This window comes from Oribacterium sinus (assembly GCF_963553175.1).
Lineage (GTDB): Bacteria > Bacillota > Clostridia > Lachnospirales > Lachnospiraceae > Oribacterium > Oribacterium sinus_B.
This window is the reverse complement of record NZ_CAUVME010000007.1, coordinates 32,394-50,200: the sequence shown is the minus strand read 5'-3', so window position 1 is coordinate 50,200 and position 17,807 is coordinate 32,394. Positions and strand designations below refer to the sequence as shown.

17 protein-coding genes are annotated in these 17,807 nt (G+C 45.2%); 15 read left to right on the top strand and 2 right to left on the bottom strand.

Annotated elements, in window-relative coordinates; all coding sequences use genetic code 11:
* Positions 1-4 precede the first annotated feature (4 nt).
* Positions 5-202, bottom strand: a complete 198-nt coding sequence (locus tag RYO92_RS03265; RefSeq protein WP_183683130.1) for a helix-turn-helix domain-containing protein — start codon at positions 200-202, stop codon at positions 5-7.
* 107 nt (positions 203-309) lie between these two features.
* On the opposite strand from RYO92_RS03265, the gene RYO92_RS03260 reads away from it, so the two are divergent.
* The 8 genes from RYO92_RS03260 (at position 310) to RYO92_RS03225 (ending at position 7,658) form a co-directional block, all read left to right on the top strand.
* Positions 310-1,197: a metallophosphoesterase gene (locus tag RYO92_RS03260; protein ID WP_315369474.1), complete on the top strand. Its 888-nt coding sequence runs from the start codon at positions 310-312 to the stop codon at positions 1,195-1,197.
* A 7-nt stretch (positions 1,198-1,204) separates the two neighbouring features.
* Positions 1,205-2,008 carry a segregation and condensation protein A gene (locus RYO92_RS03255; RefSeq protein ID WP_007157867.1) on the top strand — a complete coding sequence of 268 codons (804 nt, stop codon included), beginning with the start codon at positions 1,205-1,207 and terminating at the stop codon, positions 2,006-2,008.
* Positions 2,009-2,104: 96 nt separating this feature from the next.
* Positions 2,105-3,244: an SMC-Scp complex subunit ScpB gene (gene scpB / locus RYO92_RS03250; protein ID WP_315365158.1), complete on the top strand. Its 1,140-nt coding sequence runs from the start codon at positions 2,105-2,107 to the stop codon at positions 3,242-3,244.
* An 11-nt stretch (positions 3,245-3,255) separates the two neighbouring features.
* Positions 3,256-3,573 (top strand): hypothetical protein, encoded by a 318-nt coding sequence (locus RYO92_RS03245; protein WP_308579426.1) that lies wholly within the window; start codon positions 3,256-3,258, stop codon positions 3,571-3,573.
* Positions 3,558-3,995, top strand: a complete 438-nt coding sequence (locus RYO92_RS03240; protein ID WP_040649546.1) for a dUTP diphosphatase — start codon at positions 3,558-3,560, stop codon at positions 3,993-3,995. The genes RYO92_RS03245 and RYO92_RS03240 overlap by 16 nt, the downstream gene beginning before the upstream one ends.
* Before the next feature lie 12 nt (positions 3,996-4,007).
* Complete coding sequence (locus tag RYO92_RS03235) at positions 4,008-4,697, top strand: hypothetical protein (protein ID WP_007157863.1); 690 nt, start codon at positions 4,008-4,010, stop codon at positions 4,695-4,697.
* Between the two features lie 287 nt (positions 4,698-4,984).
* Complete coding sequence (locus tag RYO92_RS03230) at positions 4,985-6,187, top strand: ATP-binding protein (protein ID WP_315369473.1); 1,203 nt, start codon at positions 4,985-4,987, stop codon at positions 6,185-6,187.
* A 169-nt stretch (positions 6,188-6,356) separates the two neighbouring features.
* Positions 6,357-7,658 carry an aminotransferase gene (locus tag RYO92_RS03225; protein WP_308579434.1) on the top strand — a complete coding sequence of 434 codons (1,302 nt, stop codon included), beginning with the start codon at positions 6,357-6,359 and terminating at the stop codon, positions 7,656-7,658.
* A 3-nt stretch (positions 7,659-7,661) separates the two neighbouring features.
* On the opposite strand, the gene RYO92_RS03220 is transcribed toward RYO92_RS03225, so the two are convergent.
* Positions 7,662-8,186, bottom strand: a complete 525-nt coding sequence (locus RYO92_RS03220; RefSeq protein ID WP_308579423.1) for a DUF4364 family protein — start codon at positions 8,184-8,186, stop codon at positions 7,662-7,664.
* A gap of 295 nt (positions 8,187-8,481) precedes the next feature.
* Here RYO92_RS03220 and RYO92_RS03215 point away from each other — a divergent pair, with 295 nt between their 5' ends.
* From RYO92_RS03215 to RYO92_RS03185, 7 genes are all read left to right on the top strand, one after another.
* On the top strand, positions 8,482-11,139 hold the full coding sequence (locus RYO92_RS03215; protein ID WP_315369472.1) for a DUF5717 family protein: 2,658 nt from the start codon (positions 8,482-8,484) through the stop codon (positions 11,137-11,139).
* 15 nt (positions 11,140-11,154) lie between these two features.
* A complete protein-coding gene (locus tag RYO92_RS03210) occupies positions 11,155-12,393 on the top strand; it encodes a DUF5716 family protein (protein ID WP_315369471.1) in 1,239 nt (412 codons plus the stop codon).
* Positions 12,394-12,396: 3 nt separating this feature from the next.
* The gene (locus RYO92_RS03205) at positions 12,397-13,182 is read left to right on the top strand and encodes a tetratricopeptide repeat protein (RefSeq protein ID WP_315369470.1); all 786 of its coding nucleotides are present in this window, start codon (positions 12,397-12,399) and stop codon (positions 13,180-13,182) included.
* 15 nt (positions 13,183-13,197) lie between these two features.
* Positions 13,198-15,900, top strand: a complete 2,703-nt coding sequence (locus tag RYO92_RS03200; RefSeq protein ID WP_315369469.1) for a valine--tRNA ligase — start codon at positions 13,198-13,200, stop codon at positions 15,898-15,900.
* 31 nt (positions 15,901-15,931) lie between these two features.
* On the top strand, positions 15,932-16,552 hold the full coding sequence (locus RYO92_RS03195; protein WP_315369468.1) for a cell wall-binding protein: 621 nt from the start codon (positions 15,932-15,934) through the stop codon (positions 16,550-16,552).
* Between the two features lie 94 nt (positions 16,553-16,646).
* Positions 16,647-17,126, top strand: coding sequence for a 23S rRNA (pseudouridine(1915)-N(3))-methyltransferase RlmH (gene rlmH / locus RYO92_RS03190; RefSeq protein WP_314345556.1), 480 nt, complete (start codon positions 16,647-16,649; stop codon positions 17,124-17,126).
* Between the two features lie 165 nt (positions 17,127-17,291).
* A complete protein-coding gene (locus tag RYO92_RS03185) occupies positions 17,292-17,801 on the top strand; it encodes a CarD family transcriptional regulator (RefSeq protein WP_304071018.1) in 510 nt (169 codons plus the stop codon).
* Positions 17,802-17,807 lie beyond the last annotated feature (6 nt).

The following is a 17,807-nucleotide window of genomic DNA, read 5'->3' as shown; positions in this document are numbered from 1 at the left end:
GTCTCTAAGGACGTACTTCCATAATATCTGAAACAGTACAGGAAAACAAAAGGCAAAGCTGTCGTATGGTTTCTGTAGAGACCGGTAGGTTTTTCTTCAAACGATGCAGCAGTGCGGCAGAAACTTTGTGGTCTTGAATAAGACGATATTGGCTCACTTGTTCTCGTTCAATCAGTCGCCAAAATGGGGCATAACTAATCACATATACTCCTTTTAGAATGAGAAAAGGAAGACAAAATATAAAGAATTCTTCTATCTTGTATAATTTTAACATTACTATGCAGATTCGTATAGAAAGGAATAGACAAAATGACTTTTCTTTTCCTCTTAATTCTCCCCATACTCCTGCTTATCTATTCTCACTGGGAAAGAAATCAACTCAGAGTGGAGAGGTATAGGATTTCTACTGACAAAGTAAATAAAGCCTATCGTTTTCTCTTCCTGACAGACCTCCATGACAAGAGCTTTGGAAAGGATAATGCCCTTTTACTGAAAAAAATCGAGGAATTAAAGCCTCGATGGATTTTCATTGGGGGAGATTTTCCTATAAGCTATTCCGGAGAAAAAACGGCGGAGAGAGATGAGGTGGAAAATTCCTGCCGTTTGCTGTATGCTTTAGCAGAAAAATATCCTCTTTACTATGCCTTTGGAAACCATGAGGAAAAGTTGTTTAGTAAAGAGGATTTTCAGGGAAAGCAGCAGGCCTTTCGGAAGGCTTTGGAAAAGGTGGAGCTCTTAGAAAATCGTTCCCTGCGCTTAGAGCAGGACTTAGAGCTTAGCGGTTTGTCCTTGGATTTATCCTATTATCGGCCTCTACTTTGGAAGAAGAAAAAACCCTTAGGGGAAGAGGATAAGAAAAATTGGGAAAAGGCTATAGAAGCTACCGGGGAGAATCGGCCAAAAAACATTTTTCGTATTGCCTTAATGCACAGCCCCTTTTATCAAGCGGAAATGGAGGCTTTGCCGGTGGACTTGGTGCTGTCCGGACATTTTCATGGAGGAGCTATCGGCTTCCCGGGCTTTGCTTTGATGACCCCCCAGTATAAGTTTTTCGTGAAAAACCCAAGAGGCTTACGAAAAGTAGGGGAACAATGGCATTTTACCGGAAGGGGACTGGGGACCCACAGCATTAATGTGCGCTTGGCAAACTTCCCGGAGCTGGCTTGCTTTGACATTCTTCCTATGGGAGAAGCGTAAGGAGAAAATGATGGAAGAAAAGGTGATTTTTTATAAGCTGGATGCCTTTGAGGGGCCGCTGGACTTATTGCTCCACCTTATTGAAAAAAATAAAATCGATATCTATGATATTCCAATTTCGGAAATCACAGAGCAGTATCTGGAATATATGAAGGCGCTGGAGGAAGAGGATCTGGAAATCGTTTCCGCCTTCCTGCTGATGGCAGTGACGCTTCTGGAAATGAAGGCCAGAATGTTACTGCCCAAGAAGGAGGAAGAGGAAGGGGAGGAAGTAGACCCCAGAGAAGAGCTGGTACAGAGACTTTTAGAATATAAAAAATATAAAAGAATCAGCGGAATGCTACGAACCAAGGAAGAAACTGCCCCCAATATCATTGAAAAGGAACCCAGTATTCCGAAGGAAGTGGAAAAGTACAAGCCGCCTTTGGACCTGGAGGATCTGTTGAAGGGCTTGGATATTCTTCGCCTTCGGGAGACCATGAAGGAGATTTTAAGGCGGAAGGAAGCTAGAAAGGACCAGCTTCGGGCAAACTTTGGAAAGATTAAGCGGGAAAAGATAAGCTTGCAGGGGAAAATGCAGGATATTCTGGCTTATGCGAAGAGCCACGGTCGATTTTCCTTCCGACAAATGCTAAAGAAAAAGCAGGGAAAGACGGAGACGGTGGTGAGCTTCTTGGCCATTTTGGAGCTGATGAAAATGGGGAAGATTACTCTTAAGCAGGAAAATGCCTTTGGAGACCTGGATATTACCGTTAATAAAGAAGCGGAACAGGAAGAAATGGATCTGACGCTGGTGGAAGATTTTGATTAATAAAGCGCTGCGCAAGCTATGCATGGAAGGTCTCGTCAGTGAATTAAATATAGAAAAGAATTTATCTTAAATAGCTTTTAGAAGGGAGTAAGGCAGGTGGAGGAAAACGAACAGTACTCTTTGAAAGAAGAGTTGGAAAAAACTTTGGCAGGGGAAGCTGCCGAAGCCTTACAGGATAGGAATTCGGTGGAAGAAAAAGCCGAAGGCTCTAGGGATAAGGCCCCGGTTCTTAGCTTGCAGGAAGAAATAGAAAGAGAAGATGCCCTAAGCTTGCAGGAAGAGGAAGATTTACTGGAAGCTCTTTTGTTTTCTTTGGGAAGAACCGTGAGTCTGGAAGAAATGGCAATTTGTCTGCACATGGGTGTGGATGGAGCAGAGCTTGCGGCAGAGCGTTTACGGAAGAAATATGAGGAGCGACAGGGAGGGCTTTTGATCCGAAAGCTGGAGGGAAAATATCAGATGGTCAGTCATCCCAAAACCTATGATGCTTTGATTCGAGTGGTTAAGCAGAGTAGGAAACCGGTGCTTTCCGATGTGCATTTGGAAACCCTTTCCATTATCGCCTACTGCCAGCCGGTTACAAAGGCAGAGGTGGAGCGGATTCGTGGGGTAAAGTCCGACCATGCGGTAAATCGTTTGGTGGAATTCGGCTTGATTGAAGAAGTGGGCCGTTTGGACGCTCCGGGAAGACCTGTGCTCTTCGGCACCACCGAGGAGTTCCTGACTCGTTTCGGTGTAGATTCTCTAGCTTCCCTTCCCAGTCTTCCCAAGGATCTGGAGAAGCTTTTGGAAGAGGAAGTAACGGAGGAACTTAAGGACAGCCTTGGCTTAGAGCCGGAGAAGGTAGAAGAAGCTAAAGAAGAGCGGTTGGAAGATCAAAAAGAAGAGCCGGACGAAGAACCGGAAGAAGTTACGGATGAGGCGGAAGAAAGTACAGAGCCGGAAGACGCTGTAGAGGAAGAGACTCCGGAGCCGGAAGACACTGTAGAGGAAGAGACTCCGGAGCTGGAAGACACTGTAGAGGAAGAAACTCCGGAGCCGGAATTTTCTGCGGAAAGCGAAGAAGAAAAAGAATTGGAAGAAGCTGCGGATGAGGCGGAGGTAGAAGCGGAAGAAGCGGAAGAAGCGGAAGAAGCGGAAGAAGCGGAAGAAACAGCGGAAGAAACAGTGGAAGAAGAAGCGGAAGAAAGTACAGAAGGGCAGGAGGACGCGAAGGCATTGGACCCGGAACAGTAGGCAGGGACCTTTTGCAAGAGGAAGAAAGCTTTATCGAAGCTTATCTTATGGAATTAGAGGCGGAGAAGGAAGTAGAGCTGGAAGAAGACAACGAAGTATTCGAGAACTCGGAAACCGAAGATAAATCAGAGACTGATGTGGAACCGGAGCCAGAAGAGGACTTAGAAGAGATTCGGGAGCCGGAACTCGAAGAAGAATCGAAAGACTTAAACCTTCTCCCTGCAAGGGGAACCTGCCGTAGAAAGCCGTTAAGAAACTGTTATAGAGAAGAAAAGGGAGTGCAAAGAAATTCCTGGAGAAAGGAGAAATGCAAGTGGAGGCTAAGTTAAAAATCAAATATCATGTAAAGGAGCTGGAAAAGCTTCGCTACATTGACGGAAAAAGTGACTGGATTGATTTACGGGTAGCGGAAAATGTCAGTATGAAGCAGGGAGAATACCGCCTAATCAGTATGGGTATTTCCGTGGAAATTCCCAAGGGCTATGAAATGCTGATTGTTCCCAGAAGCTCGGCCTATAAGAACTTCGGGATTTTGCAAACCAATGCCATGGGAGTGGTGGATGAATCCTTCTGCGGTGACAATGACATTATCCATATGCCTATCTTAGCCATGCGAGATACGGAAATTCATATCAATGATCGAATCGGACAGTTCCGCTTGATGCCTCACCAGCCGGAGGTGCATTTTATTGAGGTGGATCATCTGGATAACGAAGACCGTGGGGGTTTTGGCACCACCGGGAAGGCATAATAGGAGGGGAAAATGCAAAAAAGGAAGAACAAAAAAGGAAAAAGCTTAAGCTCTTTTCTGCTACTCTTTCTCCTTCTCTCTTTAAGCCTTTTTGCCTGTAAGAATAAGGCGAAGGAATATCGTCTTCTGGGAATCGAAGCTCTGGAACGGGGAGACGGAAAGACGGCATTGGAAAACTTTAATCTGGCCTTGGAGAAAAGTAACGGGCAGGTCTCCGCTTTGCAAATGGATATTCTCGCTTATAAGATTGAGGCGGAAATTCAATTGGGGAATATTTCCGATGCGGAGGAAAGCCTGCAAAGTTACAAGACCTTGGCGAAAAAAGATTTGCCCCTGCTGGAAGAGAGAATTGCCGGAAAAAAGCTGATTCAGGAGCTGGGAACTGCTTTGAATGACAATAAGCTGGAGGATGCGGAGAAGCTCCTTTCAGAAATCAAAGAAAAGGGGCTGGAAGAAGATAGGGAATATCTTTTTGACGGGGCGGTATATCTGGAGAAGACCGCCAAATGGCAGGAAGCTTATGAAGCCTTTCAGCAATACTGTACCCGTTATCCGGGAGATGAGGATGCGAAAAGGGAGCTTAGCTTTCTGAAAAACCGTATGGAAGCCTTGGAGAAGAATCCGTTATTGAAAGAAAAAGCGGGAATTACGGAAAAGCAGGAAACAACGGAGACTACAGAGACAACAGAAGGAAGCAATTAAGAAAAGCACACTATTTCAAAAGGAGCTGGAGAATAATCGGAGAAGTTTTCTATCTTGCATAGAGTCTATGTAAAACTTGATTATTTTATAGCTCCTTTTTTAGTGTCAAAAATCCGTAGTCAAAACTCAATTATTTATGGAGTAGATTCAAAAAAATATTAGAACCAAAAAACTTTTAGGAATGCATTCCAAAAACTATCACAAAATAAATAGTTTTTGGAATTAAATCCAAAAACTTTACTTTCTATAGAAAGGATGCTATTCTCAACGGGAAGGGAGGTGCCGGGGTGATTATAAGAGAAGAATATCTGAATAAGCTAAAGGCTCTCAAGGATAAACACATTATCAAGATTGTGACCGGAATAAGAAGATGCGGAAAATCAACGCTACTGCTCCAGTTCCAAGATTGGCTGTTAGAGCAAGGGATTGATCAATCCCAAATTATTTTTATTAACTTTGAGGACCTGGAGTATGAGGACTTGAATAATTATAGAAGTCTTCATAAATATATTAAAGAGAATTTAAAGAAAAACAGCAAGACTTATATTTTTCTGGATGAAATTCAAAATGTAGATAAGTTTCCTAAAGTATTGGATAGTCTACAGTTAAACCTGGATATAGATTTGTATGTGACCGGCTCCAATGCCTATATGCTTTCTGCTGAGATAGCCACCTTAATTTCAGGAAGATATATTCAAATAGAGATGCTTCCTTTGTCCTTTAAGGAATATTGTCTGGCAAAGGGGGGCTATGAAGATAGAGCAAGAAAATATACCGATTACTTGTTAAGCAGTTCCTTTCCCTATGCTTTAGCATTGGATTCCGAACCCAATATCATCAGAGATTACTTGGAAAGTATCTACAATACGATAGTCATTAAAGATATCATGAATCGGAAACAGGTGACGGATTCCATGATGCTTCAAAGTGTTTTGAAGTTTATTTTTGACAATATCGGGAATCCCTTCTCCACCAAAAAAATAGCGGATACCATGACTTCCGACGGTCGAAAGATTGATTCTAAAACGATAGAAAAATATCTTACGGCTTTGAAGGAATCTTACGTCATTTATCAGGCTAAACGCTTTGATATCAAAGGGAAACAGTACCTTAAGACCTTGGATAAATACTATGCGGTAGATATTGGACTTCGATATATGCTTCTTGGCAAACAAGCTATGGATGCAGGCCATATACTGGAAAATATTATTTATCTGGAATTGCTTCGCAGATCCTATGATGTGTATGTGGGAAAGGTGGATAGTTTTGAGGTGGATTTTGTCGCACAAAATCAGGACGGCAATCATTATTATCAGGTGGCTTTGACGGTAAGAGAAGAAGCTACATTGAATAGAGAATTAAGACCATTGCAAATGCTTCAGGACGACTATCCCAAGGTGCTCCTTACACTGGATGATGATCCTCCAAGGGATATAGACGGCATAAAGATTCTGAATGCAAGAGACTGGCTATTGGATTTGAAGCAGTAGAATGGAAATTGAAACAGTACATGTGGAAATCAAAGTCGTAGACATGGAAAATTTCTTGCTAGGACAGGAAAAGGATAGTATACTTTTTTCTCGTATACTTATGCCCAAAGGAGAGTAGCAGATGGCGAAGAAAAAAACGGGAAAGCAAGTAGGAGAAAGAGGTGCAAATATGGCAAGATACGAGGAATTATCCGTAGAGGAGTTGGAAGCCTTAAGAGCGGAATTAAAGGACGAATACAGGCGCTACCAGACCATGGATATGAACCTGGATATGAGTAGAGGAAAGCCCTGTAGAGAGCAGCTGGATTTGAGCAATGATATGATGGATGCTCTGGACAGCAATGCGGATATGTATTCCAGCGAAGGTGTGGATGTTCGAAATTACGGAGTATTGGATGGAATCGCAGAGGCCAAGGAGCTTCTTTCCGACATGATGGAAAATCATCCGGATCATATCCTTATTTTCGGAAACTCTTCTTTGAATGTGATGTATGACTCCATTTCCCGTTCCATGACCCACGGTGTTATGGGAAGTACACCCTGGTGTAAACTGGATGAGGTAAAGTGGCTTTGCCCTGTTCCGGGCTATGACCGTCACTTTGCGATTACCGAGTACTTTGGGATTAAAATGATTCCGGTACCCATGACAGAGCAGGGCCCGGATATGGATATGGTGGAAGAGCTGGTAGCTTCCGATGAGGCGATTAAGGGAATCTGGTGTGTGCCGAAGTACTCCAATCCTCAGGGCTATAGCTATTCCGATGAGACGGTACGCCGTTTTGCCCGCCTGAAGCCGGCAGCCAGAGACTTCCGTATCTACTGGGACAATGCCTATGGTATGCATCACCTTTATGACCATGAGCAGGATTATTTGATTGAGATTCTGGCGGAGTGTAAGAGAGCAGGTCACCCGGATTTGGTGTATAAGTTCGCCTCCACCTCCAAGATTTCCTTCCCGGGCTCCGGTATTGCTTCCATGGCAACCAGCTTGAACAATCTGGAAGATATTAAGAAGCAGGTACAGTACCAGACCATCGGACACGATAAGGTGAATCAGCTTCGTCATGTTCGTTTCTTCCAGGATATTCACGGTATGGTGAAGCACATGCAGAAGCATGCCAATATTCTTCGTCCCAAGTTTGAGATGGTAGAGGATATTTTCGAGAAGAACCTTGCAGGAACCGGCGTGGGAGAATGGACTAAGCCGAAGGGGGGATATTTCATCAGCTTCGAAACCCTTCCCGGCTGTGCAAAGGCTGTAGTGGATAAGTGTAAGAAGGCCGGCGTAAAGCTGACTCCCGCGGGTTCCGCCTTCCCCTATAAGAAGGATCCCAATGACAGCAATATCCGTATTGCTCCGACTTACCCACCATTGGAGGATCTGCGTATTGCCTCCGAGCTTTTCACCCTCTGTGTAAAGCTGGTGAGTGTGGAAAAGCTTTTAAAGGATAAGAAGGAAGGACAGGCTTAAAAGCTAGTCTTCCCCTAAAAATTCCTGTAAAAGGTAGGTATAGACCTTTTGGTGCTTGGCCTCCCATTTTAAGCAGAGAGCCTTGGCGCTTTCTTCATCGGGAACCGTAAGCTCCACTCTACAGAGTAGGGTGCGATTTTCCCGAATTTCCAGCTGCACAAGGTACTCCTTTGTGTCTGTCTCCGAATAATCGGAATATAGGGCCGCCTCACTTTGCAGGCGGCTTTTGTTTTTGGAAAGAAAGAGGTCCATGTCCTCCCGCACCAGCTCCGGGATATCCTGGGAAAAGAAATTTAATGTCTGCTTGCCCTCTTCCGTGATTTCGTAGCGGGTGGTGCTTTGGCTGTGCTCTGCGGAAATGAGAGAAGCCTCCTCCAAATCATTGATGCATTGCTGTAAAGTGAAATAGGTGGTATATTCATTTTCTAAAAAAAATCCGCTAAGCCGACTGTTGCTTAGGGGGTATTTTACGGAATGGAGTAAGTAAAGAATCATCAGTTTGTATTGGGTCAATGCTTCTGTAGCCATAAATTCCTTTCTTTATCCCATAAAAATGGGAGTTTCTGTTTTTTGGGAGTTTCCGTCTTGTTCAGAATATAAATCTTTGCAAAATGCGCTTTTTTCTAAGAAATACGCTATACTGCTCTAAGGAAATTGCCTTTCCGAAAAGAAAAGCCTGAGCCTGAAAGAGAAAAAAGCAAAGATTGGAATTAGTTTAACAGAATTGTAAGCCTAGTTGCAATAGAAGGAAGCGTTAATGGAAAATTCTGTCTTTCTCGAAAGGGCTTCCTGTGCTAAAATAAAGCCCTATGGAGAGTTTGCTATGAGAGAAAAAATCAATAAGTTAGCCAGAGGAATTATCGAGGAAGGAATCCCTTCCCTGCATTTTTCTGTTGAGCAGATTATGGCTGTAATTCCTTATCGGGAAAGTCGAACATTTGAAATCTTTTTGCAGTCGGTAAACGGAGTCGCCATGCGTGGCCTGGTCTATGCCAAGGGACCCTATCTAACCCTGCATAAATCCGCCTTTGGAGGTGTACGTACCAAGGTAAGCTTTACCATTGATACGAAGAACCTGGGGGATGAAGAAGAAATCAAAGGGGAGCTTTGCTTTGTCTACAATGGGGGAGAGAAACGGATTCCCTATTCCTTTGTGGTGGAAAAACAGCCCTCTGCAAAGCAAATCCATGAGATTAAGGACTTTTCTCATTTGCAACACATGGCGGAGGAGGACAGAAAGGCTTGCGGCAGAATCTTTGATTACAGCGATTTTTTGGAAGCCCCGATTTTTCAGGATATTACCGCCCTCAGACTCTATGAGCTTTTAAAGTCCTGCGGGGACAGAACCCTTGCTTTAGAGGAGTTTTTGACCTATTTCTCTCATCGCCCGAAGAATGCTATGAGGCGGGAGGTGCTTCCCTACCAAAGACGGGAGGAAAGGGAAGAGGTTCTCCACTTTCCGGAGGATGCAAGCCTGGAAGAAAAGATTACGGAGTGCATCCACAGAGGAGATTGGAGTCTTAGCGCCTTTGCCCTTTATAAAAAGGGTGTAGAGGAGAATGTTAAGATTACAAAACTATATGAGAACCTTCTCTATGCTATGCCTATGGGCTATTCAGAAGAATTACCCAAGGGGGTATATCTTTACTTCTCCTATGAATATCGTTTAGAAGAGGGAATTAAGCTTCCTCTTTATTATAATATTTTGAAGAATTTCCAGGAAGGTTCCGAGATTTTCTCCCACTTTGCAAGGCCGATGCAGGACTATGCTATTGCCTGTCTTTTGCGGGGGGAAGTCAATGAGGAGCTGGCTTTGTTGTATAGCAAGCTGATTCTACCGGAAATGATTGATGAAAGGATGGCGGAGTTCCTTCCGAAGATTTTAAACAGCTATCTGGTGGAGGTGGAGGATCAGAGTATTGAGCGTCTGGTACTGACTCACCCTGCTTTGCGCAGGGAATGTTCCTTCCCGGTGAAGGGGGGATTTTGTACAGTGCCCATGCCCCTTCCCAATATGATTCTGCTTTTCCAGGATGCCTTAGGAAACCGTTACAGTCGGGTACCCCACAGAAAGACCAGACTGATGGAAGAGGCGGAATTGGAGAAGAAATGCCAAAGCCTCTCTGAGGACAAGGGCATTTTCCTGATTCGGAAGACTCTTAGCCTGGTGGAAAAGGGAATTTCCGACAGTAAGGACCTGGAACTCATGGAAAAGGCTTTTTCCTATGAGGATTTTACCCTGTATTTTCGGATGAAGATTTTGCATCTGATTCTTTCCTATCATAAGAAGGCGGAGGGAGTAGAGTTCCCGAAGGAGAATCTGGACTTTCTCCATGCCCTTCCCTTTGGGGCTTTAAAGAAGGAAGAGAAGGAGGATGTGCTTAGTGCCCTGATTTATCGGGGGGATTATGACAAGGCTTTGGAATATCTCATTGCCTATCCCTACCTTTCCCTGGATAAGCGAGCATTGGAAGCATTTTTAGAGGGAGCTCTTTCTGAGACCCGGGGAGAGAAGGTCTACGGAGAAGAGGAAAGGGAGATGCTTTTGTATCTTTCGGAAAAGGCCTTTCTTTCCAAGCTGGAAAAGGACAGTATTCTTCATTTCCTTTTGGAGGAATATAATGGCACCACGGAAGAGATGCTGCAAATGATGCGGGCAGCAGACCAAAGGAAGCAGCAGAAGGCGAAGATTCCTTCTTCCTCCTTCTTAAACATGGGAGAGCGGCTTTTGGCCCAGAGTCTTTTCACGGAAAAACGGAAGGAAAGCGAAGAGATTTTTGCTCTCTATACCCGTTACGGGGGGGCGGATCCTTTACTTCTTCGTGCCTTTTTCACTGCCTATTCCGCCTCTGTCTTCCTGGGACAGAAGCCGGAAAAAGAATGGATTATGCAGCAGATTTTTGAAGAAGTCCGGGGAGAAAGCCATAAGGAAAGGGTGCCGGTGCTTTATCTTTTGGCATTGAGTCTTTCTTTCTCCAAGAGAAAGGAGCTTAAGGAGGAAGAGCTGGAGGAGCTTTCCGCCTTTCTGCCGATTCTTTTGGAAAAATCTTTGATTTTCAGCTATACCAAGGAGCTGGGAAAATTTGTTTCCCTGCCCAATGAAATTTTAGAAAAATCCGTCTTGGAGTATCACGGAAGAGAAGAGGAAAAGCCTTTCCTGTCTATAAGAAATCAGGGAGAAGAAGAGTTCCACAGAGAGGAATTACAGGAGTGCTATCACGGCATTTACACCGCTTCCTTCCTGCTTTTCCCGGGAGAAAGCATGGAATATCGCTTTACTTTGGGGAAAGAGGACACGCTATTGTATCAGTCCACCCTGAAGAAGGAGGACTCCGAGAAATCCTATGCCGGAGAGGATGCCTATACCAAGCTTTGTCGGATGTGTGAACTGATGACGGAGAAGCAGGCAGAGCCTTTACTGGAAATGATGGAAGAGTACGGCAAGAAGGAAATTGCTTTATCGAAATTACTGGAGGAGTAAGAGAAAGAGGTATTTGTGAAAAGCATTGGCATTAGTTTAGGGGATGATTATACCGACATTTCCCTATATCAGGAAGAATATACATATCGCTTTCCTACTCTTCTTTGTAGAGAGAAGCGAGGGACGCAGTTTTCTATCGGTGAGGAAGCGTACAAGAAGAATCTCACCGGAGGAGTAGTATTGGTGGACAAGCTTTTGTCCCTGTTTAAGAAAAAGGGCAGTGCCACCATAGAAGGACAGTGCTATGGGGCGGAGGAGCTTCTGTCTATCTTCCTTCGTTCCCTTTTGACGGAGGGGGAGAAAAGAATTGAGGGGAAGGAGCTTCCGGAGGAAGAGGGAAAGGATACGTTAATCCTTACCCTTCGGGAGGGAGAGCCGGAGCTCTTCAAAAGATTAAAGGAGCTTCTGGAAAAGCTTTTCGGGGAGGAGTATTCGGTGCAGTGCATCAGCCACACCGAGGCCTTTGCCCACTACCTTTTACGGCAGGATAAAACCCTCTATAACCGCCTGGTGGGCATGTTTGAATTTTCCAACCAGGTGCTTCACTACTATGAAATGCAGGTGTCCAAGGGGGCGAAGAAGTATGCCATTTCCGCCGGGGAAGCCCAGCCGGAGGCCATTTCCTTCGACATTATGGAAAAGCCCCGGGGTAAGCGGATGGCAGACCAGATTCTTTCCGGGCTTAGCGATAAAATTACCAGAGGGAAGGTCTACAGTGCCTTCTTTTTGTCCGGAAAGGGCTTTGAAAGTACGGAATTTGCTCCGGGCTTTATGAAGAAGCTTTTAAAGGGAAGAAGAGTTTGCGTGGAATCCTTCCTTTTTGCCATCGGGGCTTTGGAATATGCCAAGCTTTTGGGAAGAGGAGAAGAGGAGGAGTATCTTCTCCTTTGCGAAACCAGGGTGGCTTATGATGTTTCCCTCCGGGTAAGTCAGAAGGAAAGGGAATTTCCCTATTATCTGGCAAAGGCTGGAGATGCCTGGCTGGAAAAGGAAGAGGAGCTTTTGCTCCTACCGGACCGGCAGGATTATATTGATTTTACAGTGCAGCCCTTCGTGGGAAGCAAGGGAAGGCAGCTTCGGATGTTGCTGGAAGGCTTTCCGAAGAGAGAGGAACGTTGCACGAAGCTCTCTTTAAAGAGTCGATTTGTAGATGCTTCCACCATTTTGATTCGGGTGGAGGACAAGGGCTTGGGAGACTTGCACCCTGCCTCCGGAATGGTGATTGAAGAGCGAATCAGTTTGGGAAAGGAGTAAAGTATGGCAGTGATTTTATGTCAAAAAGAAGCTACATTTCCCTATTATTATGAGCGATTGGATATTTCCATCTATTCCTTGGAGGAGCTTTGCTATGCGGTGGGAAAGTATCCCCTCCTGATTCCGGAGCACTTTGTGGATCATCGTCTATTGGAATGGGTCAGTACCGGCTTAAACCGCCCCATGCTTTCCGAAAAGCTGAAGCAATTAAAGGACATGGGGGAGCGGGAGGAGCGTTTGCTTTTCCGTCTGCTTCGGGAGTGCTCCTATTTTACGGAGAGAGAGCTGGAGGATTTTTCCTTAGAGCTTAGAAGGATTCAGGCTTTGTCCGAGCCGGAACGGAAGGAAAGGATGGGAGACAGCTTCTTTTCCTTGAAGAAATATAGAAAGGCCTTGGATGCCTATCAGGACGCATATCATTTGGAGGAAAATGGCAGAAGGCTTCGTAAGATTGCAGAGTCCTACCTTTATCTAAAGCAGTTTCAAAGAGCAGGAGATGCCTTTGCCAAATTATATAAAAAAAATCAGGATAAGGCCGCTTTACGAAGACTGTATTTCCTGTCTCAGATTACCTTTCCGAAGGATAGGCATAAGGAGCTTTGGCAGGGAGTAGAGGAAGACCTGGTCAAGGAATGGCAGGCAGAGTGGGAAGAGGCGTTGGAAGAAGCGGATCAGGCGGAAGGAATTTTGGAGCTGAAGAATGCCTATAACGAGGGAGAAGAGGCATTTTTCCAAGAAGCGGAGAAAAAGCTGGAAGCCTGGAAAGAAGAAATACGTGGTAGAGCCTAGTTACAGGAGGGGAAAATGAAAGAACTTGCAAAACAATACAATCCGGAAGAGGTAGAGGACCGTATCTATGAAAAGTGGCTGAAGGGAAATGCCTTCGCCGCAAAGGTAAATCCTAATAAGAAGCCCTTTACCATTATGATGCCGCCTCCCAATGTTACCGGGCAGCTGCACATGGGACACGCCCTGGACAATGCTTTACAGGATACTCTGATTCGTTTTAAGAGAATGCAGGGCTTTGAGGCCTTGTGGCAGCCGGGAACGGACCATGCAGCCATTGCCACCGAGGTAAAGGTTATCAATAAGCTGAAGGATATGGGCATTGATAAGTGGGAGCTGGGAAGAGAAGGCTTCTTAAAGGAGGCCTGGAAGTGGAAGGAAGAATACGAGGATCGTATTGTGAACCAGCTCCATAAGATGGGCTCCTCCGCAGACTGGGATCGTCTCCGTTTTACCATGGACGAGGGTTGCTCTCATGCGGTGCTGGAGACCTTTGTCCGCCTGTATAAGAAGGGCTTGATTTACCGCGGCTCCAGGATGATTAACTGGTGTCCTGTTTGTAATACCTCCATTTCCGATGCGGAGGTTTTGCATGAGGAGCAGGAAGGCTCCTTCTGGCACATCCTTTACCCGGTAGTGGGAGAGGAAGGCCGTTTTGTGGAGATTGCTACCACTAGACCGGAAACGCTCTTAGGGGATATGGCTGTGGCTGTAAACCCGGAGGATGAAAGATATAAGGATATCGTAGGAAAACAGCTGCATCTTCCTTTGACGGACAGAGTGATTCCGGTGATTGCGGATGCCTATGTGGATAAGGAATTCGGAACCGGTTGTGTAAAGATTACTCCTGCCCATGATCCCAACGACTTCCTTGTAGGAGAAAGACACGGCTTAGAGCTTTTAAACATCTTAACGGATGATGCCAAGATTCTCTGTGAAGGCTCCCCCTATAACGGCATGGATCGTTATGAAGCCAGAAAGAAGATGGTGGAGGATTTAGAGAAGCAGGGACTGTTAAAGAAGGTAGTGCCCCACAGTCACAATGTAGGTGTGCATGATCGTTGCGGAACCACCGTTGAGCCTATGGTGAAGCCCCAGTGGTTTGTGAAGATGGAAGAGCTGGCAAAGCCTGCTATCGAAGCACTGAACAAGGGGGATTTGGAATTTGTTCCGGAAAACTATGGAAAGACCTACCTGCATTGGCTGGAAAATATCAAGGATTGGTGTATTTCCCGTCAGCTTTGGTGGGGACACCGTATTCCCGCATACTATTGTGAGGACTGCGGGGAGTTGATCGTATCCCTGGAAAAGCCGGAATGTTGTCCAAAGTGTAAGAGTACCGCCCTTCGTCAGGATGAGGATACCCTGGATACCTGGTTCTCCAGTGCCCTTTGGCCCTTTGAGACTTTGGGCTGGCCGGAGGAGACGGAGGATTACAAGTATTTCTATCCTACGGATGTGCTGGTTACCGGCTATGACATCATTTTCTTCTGGGTAGTCAGAATGGTATTCTCCGGAATTGAGCAGACCGGAAAGACACCTTTTAAGAAGGTACTGATCCACGGTCTGGTGCGAGACGATCAGGGAAGAAAGATGAGTAAGTCCTTGGGAAACGGAATCGATCCTTTGGAAATCATCGGTACTTACGGGGCAGATGCCTTGAGAATGACGCTTCTTACCGGAAATGCTCCCGGAAATGATATGCGTTTCTATCATAGCCGTGTGGAAGCCAGCAGAAACTTTATGAATAAGGTTTGGAATGCTTCCCGTTTCCTCTTTATGAATGTAAAGGAAGAGGAGAAAGAGGCCCTTCTCTCTTTGGTAGGAAAGAAGGAAGCAAGCCTGGAAGAGGTGCTTTCCGTGCTTCCCAAGAATCTGGCTCTTGCGGATCAGTGGATTCTTTCCAAGTGTAACCACACCGTTTCCGAGGTAAGCAGAAACTTAGAGTCCTTTGACCTGGGAATCGCCCTGGATAAGATTCAAAACTTTATCTGGGAAGAGTTCTGTGACTGGTATATCGAGATGGTGAAGCCCAGACTTTACAGTGAGGGCGGAGAGAGTAAGACCCTTGCCCTTTGGACTCTTTTAAAGGTTTTGAAAACTTCCTTAAGTTTGTTGCACCCCTTCTGCCCCTTTATTACGGAAGAGATTTACGATACGGAGAAGTCTTTATTCCCGGGAGAAGAGAAGATGCTGATGCTGTCGGATTGGCCGGTTTTTGCGGAAGAACTGGATTTTTCCGAAGCGGAAAAAGAGGGAGAGACCATCAAGGAAGCGGTTCGCGCCATCCGAAATATTCGTACGGAAATGAATGTTCCCCCATCCAAAAAGGCTACGGTTTACATCGTAAGCGAGGACGAGGGGTTAAGAAAAACGTTTACACATAGTAAGGTATTCTTTGCTACCCTTGCTTATGCACAGGATGTTATAATACAGCAAGACAGAACAGGTATTCCTGAAAATGCTGTTTCTGTCTTGATACCGAAGGCCAACATTTTCCTTCCTTTCTCTGATCTGGTGGATTTGGATCAGGAAAGAGAACGTTTGGAGAAGGAAGAGGAGAGGCTGAAGAAAGAAATTCAACGTGCAGAGGGAATGTTAAAGAATGAGCGCTTCCTGTCCAAGGCACCGAAGGAAAAGGTGCAGGAGGAGGAAGAAAAGGCTATGAAGTATAGACAGATGCTTGAGCAGGTTCTGGAAAGAAAGAAGGCTCTTTCCTAAGCTTTAACTTCCCGAGTAGACGGGAGGTTTTATGTGTAAAGCAGAGAGAACAACGGTAGAGGAAAAGAAGAGAAGAGTATGGGGCACCTTGCTCCTGCTTTTCTCCTTCTTGTTCCTCTTTTCTTTTCAGAGTTTTCAGGGACATGCCGAGGAAAGGGCAGCCACCAAGGAAGAGCTTACCGGGGTGAAGAAGGGAAGCACCACAGCCTATATCTGGGAAAAGGAAGACAGTGCCTGGAAGCTTTTGTACCTGGACGTAAAGTCCAAGTCCTGGAAGTACGCCAAGGAGCGTTGGGTACAGATTGGAGACCGCTTTTATTACTTTAATGCCGAAGGAAAGATGGCTGAAGGCTGGTTTAACGAGGACAGCCACTGGTTTTTCGCGCAGTATGATAATAAAGAGCAAAACAGCGATACCGCAGGGGTAGTTCTTACCGGATGGGCCAGCATTCCGGATGAAAATGGAAAGTTCCACACTTTCTACTTTGAAAAGGATGAGCAGGGACGCCCCAGAGGCATGGTACAGGCCGAGGGAGAAACCAACATTTCTTATCTGATTGAGGGGAAAAACTATTACTTTGACGCTCTGGGCTATGCGGATAAGAAGCTGATTTCCTTTGATGTGACGAAGTATCCAAGAGGCAGAGTCTAAAGAATATAGAATATCCTGTATTCGCGTACTTCCTACAGAGCGTAGTAGAGGATAATATTGAGAAGAACAGAGTAAAAAACAGAGTTGGGACACTATGACCATTAAAATTATTGCGGTTGGAAAAATCAAAGAGAAGTTTTATCGAGAGGCACTTTCTGAATACGGAAAGCGCCTTTCTTCCTATTGTAAATGGGAAATTATTGAAGTGGCAGATGAAAAGACCAAGGAAGAAGCCAGTGAAACGGAGGTTTTACAGGTTTTGGAGAAGGAGGGAGAAAGAATCCTTAGTAAAATTCAGGATCGTGCCTTTGTGATTGCCCTAGCCATCCTGGGAAAGGAGCTGGACTCCGTAGCCTTTGCCAAATTTTTGGAAAAGCAGGCTCTCCACGGAGAAAGTGAATTCTGTTTTGTAATCGGAGGCTCTCTGGGACTGGCTCCCTCCGTCCTTTCCAGAGCCAACTATTCTTTAAGCTTCTCCGCTATGACCTTTCCCCACCAGCTCATGCGAGTGATTCTTTTGGAGCAAATATACAGAGCCTTCCGTATAAATGCAGGGGAGCCTTATCATAAGTAAAAAAGAAAAACGCATAAAAAAGCGATTACTTATAAATTCTTTTTATTTAAGTCAGACAAAATTTTTATAAATCGTGCAAAATGCTGGTAATCCTATTGGGAGAATGTTACAATCAAAAGCAGTTTTAAGGAAATCGTAAATATCTCAATAGAATAGGAGGAGAAAATGTACCAGTCAGGCACGTATGTGGTTTATGGCTGTAAGGGTGTCCATAAGATTATCGGAACGACACACCTGAATTTAGAAGGAATTCCCAAAGACAAAGAATATTATATCTTGCAGGCAGTAAAGAAACCGGATGGTGCCGTATATGCTCCGGTAGAGGCAGGCAAGACCAACATGCGATCGGTAATGACCAGAGAGCAGGCGGAAAGCTTTATGCTTAGTGTGGAGAACATTCATGCCTTACAATGTAAGACGCCGAAACAGCGGGAAGAGAATTGCAGAGACAGTATCAAGAGCTGTGCGCCGGATGCATTGTTACAGGTGATTAAGACCTTGATGGAAAGAAGAGTGGAACGGGCAAGACAGGGGAAAAAACTCACCCTTTTAGACTTACACTTTATGGAGCAGGCAGAGGATATTCTTTACGAGGAGCTCTCCATTTCCCTCAGTATACCCAGAGTGGAGGTGGAAGAAAGGATTCATGCCCATTCTCCCAAGAAGGCCGGCTAGAAAATA